This is a genomic window from uncultured Streptomyces sp. (assembly GCF_947488945.1).
Lineage (GTDB): Bacteria > Actinomycetota > Actinomycetes > Streptomycetales > Streptomycetaceae > Streptomyces.
This window is the reverse complement of sequence record NZ_CANLBS010000026.1, coordinates 1-13814: the sequence shown is the minus strand read 5'-3', so window position 1 is coordinate 13814 and position 13814 is coordinate 1. Positions and strand designations below refer to the sequence as shown.

The 13814-nt window shown below is 72.7% G+C and carries 11 protein-coding genes; 6 read left to right on the top strand and 5 right to left on the bottom strand.

The features are described from left to right. Position 1: 1 nt before the first annotated feature. Positions 2-493, top strand: a complete 492-nt coding sequence (locus tag Q0994_RS29595) for an XdhC family protein (protein WP_363325585.1) — start codon at positions 2-4, stop codon at positions 491-493. A gap of 89 nt (positions 494-582) precedes the next feature. Next, on the top strand, positions 583-909 hold the full coding sequence (locus Q0994_RS29590; RefSeq protein WP_299540688.1) for a hypothetical protein: 327 nt from the start codon (positions 583-585) through the stop codon (positions 907-909). Between the two features lie 32 nt (positions 910-941). On the opposite strand, the gene fxsT is transcribed toward Q0994_RS29590, so the two are convergent. Together fxsT and Q0994_RS29580 are read right to left on the bottom strand one after the other, a co-directional pair. Beyond that, the gene (gene fxsT / locus Q0994_RS29585) at positions 942-3131 is read right to left on the bottom strand and encodes an FxSxx-COOH system tetratricopeptide repeat protein (protein ID WP_299540685.1); all 2190 of its coding nucleotides are present in this window, start codon (positions 3129-3131) and stop codon (positions 942-944) included. Between the two features lie 221 nt (positions 3132-3352). Continuing rightward, positions 3353-3775, bottom strand: coding sequence for a hypothetical protein (locus tag Q0994_RS29580; RefSeq protein WP_299540683.1), 423 nt, complete (start codon positions 3773-3775; stop codon positions 3353-3355). 528 nt (positions 3776-4303) lie between these two features. Between Q0994_RS29580 and Q0994_RS29575 the strand changes: the two genes are divergently transcribed. The 3 genes from Q0994_RS29575 to Q0994_RS29565 are packed head-to-tail and all read left to right on the top strand — an operon-like array spanning position 4304 to position 7541. Then, positions 4304-4693 carry a hypothetical protein gene (locus Q0994_RS29575; RefSeq protein ID WP_299540680.1) on the top strand — a complete coding sequence of 130 codons (390 nt, stop codon included), beginning with the start codon at positions 4304-4306 and terminating at the stop codon, positions 4691-4693. Next, positions 4690-6153 (top strand): mobilization protein, encoded by a 1464-nt coding sequence (locus tag Q0994_RS29570; RefSeq protein ID WP_299540678.1) that lies wholly within the window; start codon positions 4690-4692, stop codon positions 6151-6153. Before Q0994_RS29575 ends, Q0994_RS29570 begins: the two co-directional genes overlap by 4 nt. 26 nt (positions 6154-6179) lie before the next feature. Further along, positions 6180-7541, top strand: coding sequence for a hypothetical protein (locus Q0994_RS29565; protein ID WP_299540675.1), 1362 nt, complete (start codon positions 6180-6182; stop codon positions 7539-7541). 194 nt (positions 7542-7735) lie between these two features. Here Q0994_RS29565 and Q0994_RS29560 read toward each other — a convergent pair whose 3' ends face one another. Further along, positions 7736-7915, bottom strand: coding sequence for a hypothetical protein (locus Q0994_RS29560; RefSeq protein WP_299540673.1), 180 nt, complete (start codon positions 7913-7915; stop codon positions 7736-7738). Positions 7916-8476: 561 nt separating this feature from the next. Here Q0994_RS29560 and Q0994_RS29555 point away from each other — a divergent pair. Further along, the gene (locus tag Q0994_RS29555) at positions 8477-8818 is read left to right on the top strand and encodes a hypothetical protein (protein ID WP_299540671.1); all 342 of its coding nucleotides are present in this window, start codon (positions 8477-8479) and stop codon (positions 8816-8818) included. A gap of 655 nt (positions 8819-9473) precedes the next feature. Here Q0994_RS29555 and Q0994_RS29550 read toward each other — a convergent pair. Beyond that, the gene (locus Q0994_RS29550) at positions 9474-10352 is read right to left on the bottom strand and encodes a hypothetical protein (RefSeq protein WP_299540669.1); all 879 of its coding nucleotides are present in this window, start codon (positions 10350-10352) and stop codon (positions 9474-9476) included. 411 nt (positions 10353-10763) lie between these two features. After that, the gene (locus Q0994_RS29545; protein ID WP_299540667.1) at positions 10764-13244 is read right to left on the bottom strand and encodes a DEAD/DEAH box helicase; all 2481 of its coding nucleotides are present in this window, start codon (positions 13242-13244) and stop codon (positions 10764-10766) included. Between the last annotated feature and the right edge of the window lie 570 nt (positions 13245-13814).

The following is a 13814-nucleotide window of genomic DNA, read 5'->3' as shown; positions in this document are numbered from 1 at the left end:
CGTGCTGAACATCGCGGACACGCTGCTCAACTGGTGCCGAGAGAAACGCCCCTTCGCCCTTGCCACTGTCCTGGACATCAAGGACAGCGCGCCCCCGCCCCTCGGCAGCGCCCTTGCGGTGGGCGCCGACGGTAGCGTGTCTGGAGGACGCGTTGAGGACGCCGTCTACGACCTGTGCCGCTACGTTCTCAACGGTGACGAGCCAGCCACCCGGGCGCGCTTTGGCTACGCCTACGACGACGCCTTCGCCGTCGGCCTGACCTGCGGCGGCGACCTCGACATCCTCGGGCAGCGTATCGACCCCGGCACCCGCCCCCACCTCCCGCGGCCCAGGACGACGTGGCGGTCGGCCGGCCCGTCGCAGTGGCCCAGATCGCCGACGGACCCGAACACCTCGTTGGCCTTCGTGTCACCAGTGACGACGACCCGCACCGGGGCGGGAGGACCCCGGGGGCGGCGGCACTGGCCAGCATCCGGGGATGGCCTGTGGTGATGCGGGCCCCGCGGTGACCGGAGCCGAGACGTAGACGACCGGCCGAAGCACTGATCGGGGCCGTCACGGGCTCGCTGCAACGCCCCCAAGTGCTGCTGCTGGGGCGCTACGACACGGCCGGCCAGCTCCGCCTGGTAGGGAAGACAGCCCCGCTGAAACAAGGTCCGGCGCGCGACGTCGCCGAACACCTCACACCAGCCGGCCCGGACCACCCCTGGACGGGCGTCCGCTTCACCGCATCGTGGAACAGCCGCACACCACGGGAACCGGCCCTCGTCGCACCCCTCCTGGTCGCGGAAGTCAGCGCCGACACCTCACAGGACCACGGGGTCTGGCGCCACCCCGTCCGCTACGAACACCTTCGCCTCGACGCCACCCACACAGACGTCCCACTCCTCCGCAGCGGCGCACCCTGACGGCGTGCGAGCGAGGCCCACCGCCCTTGCTGCTACGACCCGGCGCCCTGGCGCATCACAGCGAGGTTGTTGCGGGTGGTGAGGGTGTTGGGGTGGTCGGGGCCGAGGATGCGTTCGGTGTCGGTGAGGACGGCTTCCATGAGGGCGATGGCTTGCGTGGTGCGCCCGGCCTGCCAATAGGAGCTTGCGAGGTTGTGGCGGCTGATGAGGGTGTTGGGGTGTTCGGTGCCGAGGATGCGTTCGGTGTCGGTGAGGACGGCTTCTTGGAGGGCGATGGCCTCGGTGGTGCGCCCGGCCTGCCAGTAAGAGTTGGCGAGGTTGTGGCGGGCGGTGAGGGTGTCGGTGTGTTTGGTGCCGAGGATGCGTTCGGTGTCGGTGAGGACGGCTTCTTGGAGGGCGATGGCCTCGGTGGTGCGCTCAGCCTCCTGGTAGGAGGCAGCGAGGTTGTTGCGGGCGGTGAGGGTGTCGGTGTGTTCGGTGCCCAGGATGCGCTCTCGGTCGGTGAGGACGGATTCCTGGAGGGCGATGGCCTCGGTGACGCGCCCGGCGTCGCAATAAAAGGCAGCGAGGTTGTGGCGGACGGTGAGGGTGTCGGTGTGTTCGGTGCCGAGGATGCGTTCGGTGTCGGTGAGGACGGCTTCCTGGAGGGCGATGGCCTCGGTGGTGCGCCCGGCCTGCCAGTAGGAGAGGGCGATGTGTTCGCGGGCGGTGAGGGTGTTGGGGTGTTCGGTGCCGAGGATGCGCTCTCGGTCGGTGAGGACGGCTTCCTGGAGGGCGATGGCCTCGGTGGTGCGCCCGGCCTGCCAGTAGGAGAAGGCGAGGTTGTGGCGGGTGGTGAGGGTGTCGGGGTGGTCGGCGCCGAGGATGCGCTGGCTGCGATCGTTGAGGCGGTCCCAGTATGCGATTGCCACGGTGAACAGACCGCCGTCGCGCAGGCTGCCCCCGGCCCGGTAGAAGACCCGGTGGCCGTTCGGGTGCCAGAGGTGGTCGCTGGTGTGCTGGTGGAGGTGTTCGGTGTTGGAGCGCAGGGCGGCGGCCAAGGTGGGGTGGGCCAGGTCGAGGTCGGGCCAGATGTTCAGGAGTGCGTCGGCGGCCGCCTGGGCGAGCGAGGAAAGGGCTTCAGCGGGGGTGGTTTCGCGCGTTGCGCGGGCGGTGAGTGCGTGAATCCGTACGGCGCGGGGTTCCTGTCGGCAGTCGCTGTTGATCAGTGCGTACCGGTGCAGGACTCGCAGCACTGCTTCGGCTTCTTCGACGGTGACGTCGGGTGCCTCTTCGTCCGTGTCCGGGGGAGTGGTCCGGTGTTCGGTGAGGTGGGCGAGGACGGTGGGGGTGGTCCAGAGGGTGTGGGGGTGTCCGGCGGGGTCGAGGTGTGCGGCGAGCTGGAGCGCTGGTCGGGCGAGGCCTGTGGGTTCGGTGTGTTGTGCGGCGTCGAGGGAGAGGAGGAGGGTGGTGGCGATCTGCCGCCCGTAGCCTTCGGCGTCGGCCGTCTTCGGGAGGACGTGTTCCAGACGGCGGGAGCTGTCGTTGAAGAGAGCCAGGTACTGGGCGCTGGTGAGGTCTTGGTTGAGCATGTGGGCGGCGGCGTGCCCGAGCGCGAGCGGCAGATGTCCGAGCGCTGCGGCCAGGTCGTCGAGGGTGTCGTCGAGGAGGTGCCCGGCGTCGTCCTCTACCAGCCGGGTCCGGAGATAAGCGGTGGCTTCGCCTGGTGTGTAGACGTCGACCCGAACCCTTCGGCGTCCGTTGCCGGTGAGGATCGCGTCGTGGAGCCGGGTGGTGCCCAGCACCCATCCGGTGCCGGTGCGGCTGGCCGGCCACCAGGGGCCCATCCGGGCCGGGTCGGTGATGTCGTCGAGGACGACCAGCCACCGACGTTCCGTGGTCGCGAGCCACGAGAGCAGCGCCCTGGCGTCCTGCTCCGGGTCGTCGCCGATGGCGCCGGGGGCGGCGACGAGGCGGGCGGCTTGGGCGTAGAGGGTGATGATCTGCTGGACTTCCGTGGCGGGTGTCCACAGGACGAGGTCGGTGCCGTCGTGAAGGGCTTCGTTCGCGTAGGCCGCGGCGAGCTGTGACTTGCCGACACCTCCGCCGCCGGAGAGCACCTGCGTCAGCACCGCTGACGCCCCCTGCGCCCGTGCGGTGTCCACCTGTTCGCGGAGTGCCGTGCGTGGTTGGAACGCGCTGGCGAGGCTGGGGACGGCGCCGATTTCGAGCGGCCACGTCACCTTGCGAGGGGTGTGGTGGATGTGGGTCTGCCGGTTGTCGACGACCTGACTGCCGGGCCCGATCGCGTTGTGGGCGACGTCTCTTCCGGCACCGATGCCACCGTCCCCGACCGTTACCGGTGGAGTGCTGCCGGAGTTCTGCCGGGGCGCTGGAAGGCTCTCTGCGCCTGCTGCCGTTTCGGAGGCTTCGTCACGGTTGCGGCGCCGTGGCCATTGGGGGGTCATCGGCGTTCGCTGTCGTCGCCGAGCGCGTTGTCAGCGATGTCGCCGCCGGCGGCGATACCGTCCCGTCCGGCGCGCACGTCCGCGTCCTGACCACCCACGGAACTCGGCCCGGCCGCTGTCGGGGGGCGGACGGCTTTCGACCGGTCGCCGATGGCGTTGCCGGTGATGTTCCCGCCGGCGGCGATCCCGCCACGCCCGCCGCGCACCCGACGCCCACCACCACTCGTTCCGGGGCTGCGGACGAGGGTGATCACGGAGACGACGAACGCGGCCAGGCCGACCACGGCTCCGGTGACGCTCGCGGTCCGGTCGGCCATGTCCGGCTCCACCACCAGCGCCACGACGAGCCCTGCCGACACTACGCCCGCGACGACGGCGACTACCCATACGGCGATGCGCGCCGTCCCCGAGACTGCCACAGTTCTGCCCCCACAGTTGTGTCCGATGCCCCGTCAGAACGGGGTCTCGACGATACCGCTGCCAGCGGTGGTCGGCGGTCGGAAGCCGCGCGGTGCGGCGCGGCTGGCGGCCGGTGGCGCGGCGTCGTTGGGGCGGGTCTCAAGGACCTGGTGGGGGGCGTCGTTTTTGTGTGGTGGGTGGTGGGGGTGTGTGGGGGGTTGGGTGGTGTGGGGGGTGGGGGTGTGGTGTTGGTGCCGCACGTCACCGCACCGCGGCGCGCCGCGGTGCGGTGGCGCGGTGTGGTGGGTGTGGGCGGCGCCGGTGCGGGGGTGGTGCGGTGGTGGGTTGGGGTGGTTGGTGGCGGGCGGGTGTGGAGCCCTTTCCCCGCCGGGTTCGCGGGGGTCCGGAAGGATTTTGAAAGACATTGGAAAGGGGGAGCCAGTTAGTGCGTACTGGAACAGTAAGCACTGGCCGATATATCGGCCGCGTGGAATGCGCGGTGCCTGTTTACCGGCTGTTCTCCCCCGGCACGGGAAGAGGAGAACCGGGTGGGTGGAACGCTGGGAACGGGTGGCCGGCGCCGGGAGCGGGAGACGGCCCAGCCCCGGTCGCTGCGGGTGCCGCTGTCGTTCAACCGGGCGGAGATGGACGTGCTCGTGGCGGCCGCGGACCGGGAGTCGATGGCACCGGCGTCGTGGGCGGCCCGCGCCGCTCTCGCGGTCGCCCAGGAGGTCCTCGTCCCCGTCTCCGCGGACCGCGCGGACGTCCTGCGCGAGCTGGTCAGAGCGCGCGCCCTGCTGCACGAGACAGCCATGGCCGTGGGTGAGCTGGCACCGGATCACCCCGATACCGAGGACACCCTCGCCGCGGTGCGCGCGGCCGTGGTGCGGATCGACGGGGCGACGCTCCAGGTGATGCGGGAGAGGCGCACCCGATGATGCCGAAGAAGGCCGACGGCGGGACGGACACGTTCCAGCTGCTGGAGTACCTCTACGGTCCGGGCCACCGCGACGAGCACACCGACCCGCATCTCGTGGCCGCCTGGGACCCGCATCTGTCCTGCCCGGCACGCGACCCCGCCGCCATGTCGCTGGGCGCGCTCGCCCTGTTGCTGGACGCCCCGGTCGATGCCCTGGCCGGCCCCCGCCCGGCCGAGCACGTGTGGCACGTCGCGGTCCGCAACGCCTCCGGCGACCGGCTCCTGGCCGATGCCGAGTGGGCCGAGGTCGCGGCCGCGATGGTGGACGCGGCGGGCATCGCCGGACACGGTGACGCGCACGCCTGCCGGTGGGTGGCGGTGCGTCACGCCCCGGACCACATCCACCTCGTCGCGACGCTCGCCCGCGCGGACGGACGCCACCCGCGGATCCGGGGCGACATCCCTGCGATGCACACCGCCGCCCGCCGGTTCGAGGCCCGCTGGGGCCTGACCGCGATGTCCCCGGTGGACCGGACCGCGCGGCGGGCGCCGACCACGGGCGAGCTCGCGAAAGCCGACCGGCACGGACATCCTCGGACGGCCCGTGAGGTTCTCCAGCGCACCGTCCGCGAGGCCGCGGCCCTCGCCGATTCGGACACCGGGTTCCTGGACCGGTGCCGGGACGCGGGCCTGCGCGTACGGGAACGCTACGACCAGGACGGCATCCTGGTCGGGTACGCGGTGGCGCTGCCCGGCGACCGTGCGGCCGGCGGGACCCGCCCGGTCTGGTTCTCCGGCGGCACGCTGGCCTACGACCTGTCCCTGCCCCGGATCCGCGAGCGCTTCGACCTGCCGGCGGGACCGGTGGACTGGACGACGGCCGGGGCCCGGATCCGCGAGGCCGCAACGCTCCTGACCACCGCCGGGCGGCTGGAGGGCGCGGGCGACGTCGCGGCCCTCGGTGACCTCCTGGCCGTCGCGGCCGCGCACGCCCCCGGCCTGGTCCGCGACCGCCTCACCGCCGCGGCGGCCGCGTTCGAGCAGGCCGCCCGCGCCCCCGGCGCCCGGTCGCTGGAGGGGCGGGCCCGTGCGGGCTGGCGGGCCTCGGCCCGCGCCCTGCAGCAGGCGCCCCGTACCGCGCGCGCCGGCGGGGCGCCGGTCGTCCTGCAGTTGCTGCTCGCGTTCGTCGAGGCGGTCGAGGCGTCCCGCCGGTGGCACGAGGCGGCCGAGCACCGCGCGCAGGCACGCGCGGCCGCCGCCACGGCGGTGCTGCTGCGCGAGGCCGCCACCGCCGCCGGCGCACCCGCCCGCCCCGGCAGCTCCCGCACCACGACCACGACGGCGACGGCCAAGACCGCGACGGCGACGTCGAGGACGACGTCGAGGGCGGCGGGCCGTGGCCCCGGACCCGTCCCGGCCGTTACCCGGATGTCCCCGCGGCCGGGCCCGGACCGGCCGGGCCCGCCCCGCACCCGCTGACCCCGACCCCGGAGGAACCCACCGCCATGGCCACCCCCACGTCCCCGCCCTCGGTCGGCGAGCCGTTCTCCGAAGCGCTCGCCGAAGCCGCCCAGACCGCCGCGATGTCGGTCCGGCTGCTCCTCACGATCGCCGACGCGGTCCGCCGCGCCGCCCAGAAACACCACCACGGCCGCGAACAGACCCTGGGGGAAGAGGCCAAGAACCTTGCACCGGGCTGGTCCGCCGAACAGCTCCGCGAGACCGTGCCGGGCCCCGTCCTCGACAACCTCATGAAGGACCCGGACTGGCCGGTGATGGCGTCTCAGCTCGCCTCCCTCCAGCAGGCCGGCGTCGACCTCACCACCTTCCTCCCGCAGCTCGGCCGGATGGCCACCAACGTGCAGCGGGCCGTCGCCGACAACATCACCCGCACCCGCACCGAGGGCACCGACCGGTGGGCCGACCTCCTGCGCACCACGGTCCCCGAAGGCCTGGTCCGCGACGCGATCCTCGCCTCCCCGGCCTGGCCCGGCATCGCCGCCGCCATGGCCCGCCTCCACACCCAGGGCGTCGACGTCGCCCAGATCCTCACCGACGCCCACACCGCCGGACTCGGCGTCGACCAGGCCGCCGCCGCCGTCACCACCGCGGCCGCCGCCGTGCCGCCGCCCCCGACCACCGCGGCCGCCGTGCCGCCGCCCCCGACGACCGCGCCCGCCGCTGCCGTGCCGCCGTCCCCGGCGGCCACGCCCGCCCCCGCGGTGCCCGGTGTTCCCAGCCCCGCCGCTCCTCCGGCCGCCGGCGCCCCCGCGGCGGGGGCACGGGCGGGTTCGTGGGCTCCGGCCGGCGCGGACGTGAAAGCCCTGTGGGGACCGCTGACCGAGGGCCTGCACCTTCCAGAGGTCCTCCACCTCGACGACCGCGAGACAGCGCTGGGCCAGCTCGGTGTCCGCCCCTCGGAGAACGCCCGCCTGGTGTCGCTGCTGAAGGAGACGCTCGGCTCGGACCGGGAGGCCGGTCTTCTCGTCGGCGCACGGGCCTGGCCCCTGCTCGCCTGCCGCATGCTCCGCACCGCCCGCACCCCGGAAGGAGAGCCCGGCCTGGGCCCGGACGGCGAACAGGACCTGCGCGCCCGCCTGAAAACCCTGGCCGACCACCCGGCCTGGAAACAGGGCCCCGCCTCCGGCCTCACCGGCCGCCTGCTCGCCGCCACCCTCACCGCCCTGACCACCCCGCCCGGCACACCCGCGACCGGCCCCCGCGTCTCCCCGGCCGCCGCCCGCTCCCGCTCCACCACCAACGCGCCCGCCCCGGCGGGCCGCGCCCCGGCCGCTCCGGCGGAAGCCGCCGTCCCCGCCCACCGCCAACAGCCCGCCCCCGCCCGCCGGACCGGACGCGGCCGGTAGGCAGTAGGCGGGCCCGGCCGTCACGGCCGGGCCTCTCCGCTCTCCTGCGGGTACTCAGGCGCGCCGCCACCGCCGGTGCCGCCCGTCCCCCGCCTCGACCTCCGGCCCCGGCGTAGCAGTGGCGGCGGGTGCGGGTGCGGGGTGGGCCTGGCCGGGTACGGACGGCTGGATCACCGCCCGGTCGGGCGCGGGCGTCAGCGCCTGCTGAAGGTCCGCGATGTGCTCGACACGGGCCTCCAGCTGCTTCCGTAGGTGCGCGGCCTCTCGGCCTGCGCGAGCTGCCGCCCGTACTCGGCTTCCGCGAGGGCCAGGGCGTGTTCCTGGCGGGCGCGTTCGAGTGCGGCACGGAGTCCGGCGACGTCCTCCTGGCCCACGACGACCGCCCCGACAGACCCGACCGCCCCGGCTCGGAGCGGTCGGAGGCGTGTCCGGCGGCGCGGGAGCGTTCAGCCGGAACCCGGCCGCCAGAAGGTCGTCGACGGGGATCAGGTAGCCGCGGACCTCGTCGTGGACGGAGTTGGGCAGGTCGCCCGCCTCGCGCCGCCGGCGGTTCGTGCTGCGGCTGACACCGCACGCCGCAGCGGCCTCGCGCCGGGGTGAGCATCGCCACGCGTGCTCATCCACCCATCCTCCCCCGCCCCGCACCACCACCACGCCACCTGCAACGCCCGAGTGCGCCGGGGGATCCGGCGGTGTTGGTGCAGGTAGGACGCGTGGCAGCCCGTTGCAGCAAGGCGTCGTGCAATGCGCGAGGCTACCCCAGGTCACCGACTCCCTTACCGGCGGACGAGAGAGCGCCGGGGTGTGGTGAGGACGGGCTTGCGGGGCTAACCCCGCCGCGTCGCACGGTGCTGCCCGGCGGCCGGAACCGCTCCCCAGGAGCGCCCCGGCAGCCTTCGTCCGCAGTCACCACGACATCGAGGGGGAACCCGACCATGAGCACCGCACCGCAGCCCCAGAACCCGAACCCCGTCCCGGCCGCGCCCGACCCGAACCCCGCCCCGGCCGCGCCCGACCCGAACCCCGCCCCGGCCGCGCCCGTCCCGGCGCCCGCTGCGGTCCCGCCGGCGTCTCCCGGACCGTCCGTGCTCGCGGTGTCTGCCGTGTCCGTCGTCTGCACCGTGGCCGTCATGGCGCTCTGCGGCGGAGCCGGCCTGGTGGTCTTCCTCAGGCCCGGAGCCATGGCCCCGCTCACGGCCGCGCTGGGGACGGCCGGGCTCGTGGTCGCCGCGGCGTCCCCGTTCATCACTGCCGCGCTCGCCCGCCGGCAGCGCTGAACGGCCGTTTCCCCGCCGGGGGCCCCAGGGCGCGCTTCTGCCGCCCCGGGGGCCCCAGTGGCCCGGGTTGGCCGCGTGGGGCCGCCAGACCGCCGCACAGCGGCTCCCGGAGCGTGCCCCGGTCTACCTTCCAGGTGGCTCTCGGTTCGGCCTCTCAGGTGTCCGGGTTGTCTGTTTTTCTCAGGAAGCCTGGGAGGTCACCATGTTTTCCCTGGTGGACATGTTCGCCGGAGAGCTGGGAGGTCACGGGTCCGTTTCCTCTGTTTCGTCGCAGACGTGCCGGGATGTTTGGTTTCCGGGCGGGGGGTACTCAAGGGGCCAGGTGGTCGGCGTACGCGGCTGTTGAGGCGCTGGACGGTTGGGACAACAGCCCCCAGTGCCGCCCCCTACTCCCTCGGCCTGCTCCGGCCCGGTCGTGCCCGAACACGCGGCGCGCGGGGACCACGGGCTGCTCCTGGTGGTCACCGCGGCGGCCCCGGCCCGCCACGGCGGAGGACGTCGCCCCCACCTGCTGACCGCGGCAACCGGGCCTACCTGCCTGCTCCGCACGCGGCCGGCACCCGCAGGACACGGCACGGCCCCCGTCCCGGAACTCCGGGACGGGGGCCGCACCCTTGCACCCCCACCCGTGCACACCGTCCTGCGCCTTGCCCGGTCAGGGGCAGCCGCGGATCCAGGAGCCGAGGTGGGCGCCGAGGACGGATCCGACGGTGCCGTCGAACCAGTGCGCGGAGCGCAGGCCGTTCTTGTACGCGGCCTTGTACACCTCGCAGGCGTGGCTGGCCTTGGGCGGCTCTCCCACGCTCACGTCGCCGACGGCGGGACGGTTGACCACGAACAGGGCCGGGTCTCCGTGCGCGCCCTTACCGAAGTACGGGCTCTCGTACGTCTGGACCCTCCACCCGTCGTCCCAGTCCTCCTGCGTGCCCTCCATCCAGAAGTTGCGCCCGTACGTGTCGAACGCGCCCAGCCACTTCTCCTTGTCGGGGCTGGCGTAGTAGACGTGCCACTGACTGTTCGTCGTGCTGAACATGCTGTTCCACGACTGGAAGTACACATACAGCCGGATGTGCCCGAGTTCCGTGCGGTAGTAGACGCTTCCCTCCACCCCCGCTCCCGTGTTCAGCAGGGAGCAGGAGGTACCGCTGTGCGGCCGGATCCGGTTGGGCGGGTGGCCCTCGTACTGCGGCCAGTTCCCCCACTTCGTCATCTCGCCCGCGAGATAGAGGTCCTCGTCCAGGCCGTTCCAGATGAGAACGTCCCGGGACGTTTTCCCGCCATACCGCCAGGACATCCCCGACAGCTCCCAGATCTTCAGATTCTGTTTCGCCTTCGGCTCGGGCAGGATCAGCCCGGAATCGGCCTGTGGCCCGGTGGGCTCGAAACTCGGATCCGGATCGAGGCGGGTGCGCCCCGACACGTCGGGCGGGAAACCGTCGCCTTCGGGCGCGGGCACGTCAGGCGGTTCACCCATCCGTTCCCCGGGCGGAAGGCCTTCGCGGGCGGGCACGGGCACGCCAGGTTGCTCACTCATCCGTTCTCCCTCGGGTTCGCCGTTCGCAGCCCCGTCCGGGGGCGCGGTCACCAGCAGGCCTCGGACACCTGCCTGCCGGGATCACCGGGCCTCCCGCACGGGGCCGGCCCTCCCCTCAACCCTGCGCCGATCGACGGGGGCCCCGCAGAAAGCGCTACGGCAAACGGGTGACACTCCGGACCCGGCAAGGCACACCAGCGCTCCGTCCCGGTCTCCCCGGGGTGAGCCTGGCGGTGCTCCTGGAAGCCGCTGTGGCGGTGCGCCGGCCCTGTGCCCGGATGTCCTCGCCCAGCCTCCGGGCGCCGGTTTCTGACCGGCCCCTGCCCGCACCGTGCAAGGCCGTCGCTCCCGAGGCAGCACGAGACCCTGGGCCGGACGCATGCCCAGGGTCCCGCTCCACGCGCACCAGCCTTACGCCGCCGCCCATTCCAGTCCGAGGCCCGCCAGCCGTTGAAGCTGCTCGCCGGTGAGCGTCGCCCTCCGGCTCTTCACGTTCGACAGCCACACACCGAGCCGCACCGGCGTCCCGTCCGGCGACTCCTCGGACCAGGACCGCGGTACGACCAGCGTCCCCTCCCGCTCGACGTACTGGGCGAGCGCGACCAGACCTCGCTCGAACGCCCCGGCCCGCGCCCCGCCCGCCGCCCGCCGCGCCCGCGCCTTCGCCGCGGCGGCGGCCGGCTTCTCGGGCGGCCGGACGCCGACCTCGACCAGGCGCTCGCGCTGCCCTGCGGACAGCCGCTCCCACCCCTCCCGCTGGGCGGCCAGCCACGCGCCCACGTCGAGCCCGTTCACCACCGACCCCGGCTCCACGCACCCGGCCACGCTCCCCGGGACCACAGCACCCTTCAGGGCCGCGTAGTGGCGCTGCCAGTCGATGGGCCAGTCCGGGTTCCAGTCCGGATCGATCGCAGCCAACTGCGCCGCCCGCCGCTGCGCCCGCTCCACGTCCTTGCCGAGCCCGTTCTTCTTCCGGGCGTTGGCCAGCCACTGCCCAATGGGCCGGTCCATGATCATCGCCGTGACCGGCGCCGCGAGGGTCCCGTACGCGGCGAAGTAGGCCCTCGCCGCGCCGAGGTTCTCCTCCCACGCCGCATCCGCCGGGTCCCACACGATGTCCAGCGCCTCCAGGTCCCCGGCCCGCTCGGGCAGCATCGTCCCGGCCCGCATCGCCCGGCGCTGATCGGACAGCCACCGCCCCAGCGGGAACCCGCCCTCACCCCGCTCGTCCCCGCCCTCCACGTGGTTGTACGGGACGGCGAGGTCACCCTCCCGCTCCCGGTACGCGACCGCCGCCCGGTGCCCCGCCCGCCAGTTCGCGTGCTCCGGCTCGATCAGGTTGTACTCCACCATCCGCGCGACCAACGCCGGATCCCGGTGCACCCCGAACCGGAGCAGCAGCCGCTGCTCCTCCCCGTCGTCCCCCTCGGGTGCCGGCCCGAGCCACGGCGACGCCGGCTTCGTCCGCTGCAAATCCTCCGACGGAACAGCCAGCATCTCCACCGCACGCTCATCATGCGCCCTCAGCCCGGAAAGAACCTTCAACAAAGGCCGATACGACGCCGAATACGGCATGTCTTCCGGAGTTTCATCCGGACCGAGAAATACCGGAACGATCAGCGTCGCCAATTTGTCCTGACCGGGCTTCTGCCGAAGCGCACGCCCGATAGCTTGCACGATATCTACTGCCGACCCTTTCGGGTCGATCAGAGCGACGGAATCCACGCTCGGGCAGTCGACCCCCTCACCGAGCACCCGGCAATTCGACATCACCGCCCGCCCCGCCCGCGCCCCGAACCGGTACAGCTCCTGGGCCCGCATCTCCGGCTCGTGCTCACCCGACAGCCACCCCGACCACACCTGATCCGGGTGCCGCTCCGGGTCGGCCGCGTGCAGCCGCCGCGCCACCCGCTCCAGGCCCACGCTGAAGGCCTGCGCTTCGATCGTCCGGTGGTGGAAGGTGATGCACCGCTGAAGCCCGTGCTCCGCCATCGTCTCCAGCAACGCCGCCTGCAGCACCGCGAGCCGCTCACCGCGCACATGCTCCTCGAACCGCTCCTCGCCGTACAGCTTCTCCAGCGTCAGCCGCTTGTCCCGCAGCTCGACGACGACGATCTGATACCGCGCCAGAAGGCCCCGCGCGATCGCGTCCGAGAGATCCAACGCCCACAGAACCGGCCCGAAGATCCGCTCGTCCGACATCGAACAGGCCATCTCCTTCGGCAGCCGGTCCACCGGCGCCCGCCGCCCCGCCTCCCCGCTCCCCTCCGGGAACTCCGCCCGCCAGCGCGGCCGGGGCCGCTCCATCCAGATCCGCGGCGTCGCCGTCAGATACAGCCGGCGCATCGCCGGAAGCTGCTCCTGGTCGTGGACGACCGCCCACGCCTTACCCAGCGACCCGCTGGTTCTGTGGGCTTCGTCCACACAGACCAGGTCCCATACGTCCAGGGGAAGCCCGTACAAGCCTTCGTGGGCCTCGGTCAGCACGGGCAGCGACGCGTACGTCGCGAACACCGTCACCGGCCCGTTGCCCCAGTGCAGCGCCAGCTGCTGGGCGTTCGTCGTCGACGGCACCCGCAGGTCGTACAGACGCGGATCATCATCCATCGAGCACACCGCCACCATCGGCCCCGAACGCCCGAAAGCCCGCCACTCCCGCACCGTCTGCGCCAACAACTCCAGCGTCGGAAGAAGAACCAGAACCCGCCCATGCGGAGAAATCCGCCGCGCCGCACCAGCGGCAATGAACGTCTTTCCCGTGCCGCACGCCGCATGCACCTGGCCGCGCAATCCATTCCTCGGAATCTGCTGGCCCGGCCGAATTTCCAGCCCCGCCACAATGGCATCCACCGCTTCCGCCTGATGCGGGAAAAGCGTAATTTCACCGGTCATGACGAGAAGTCTCCAGATCCAGGGGAGGAGGTAGCCGTTCACTCGTGATGCTACCCGCGCATCACTTGATGCACGACCATGATGCATCACATCGACTGGCGGTTGGCCTGTTCCGACCTCACCATGGCCGGTCACTGTGCTACATTGCGGAAGCAGTGCGCATCACAGCCTTCCCTGAGTGCGAGCATGTCCCCGACATGACTTTCCGTCAGAACGAGACCCTCCACCCCCCGGCCCCGACCTCCTCGCGGGGGCGGACCCCAGGCCGGCCCCAGGAGGCAGTGCCCATCGGTTCGGGATCCTACCCGCAGGCACAATTGATGCACCGGCACCCACCACCGTAGCCAGCCCGGCGAAGCCGGCAGGGCGGGAGCGCAGCGGACGCCCAGTCTCGCAGCGAAGCGGAGAGACCCCACCCAATTACCGCGCAGCGGTAATCCAATTCACGCGAAGCGTGAATTACCATAAACCGCGCAGCGGTTTATCAAAGGCGCGCAGCGCCTTTACGAATTCGCGAAGCGAATTCCGTCACTGCCCAGCGCGCAGCGCTGGGCTACCCGCTCCGCGGGG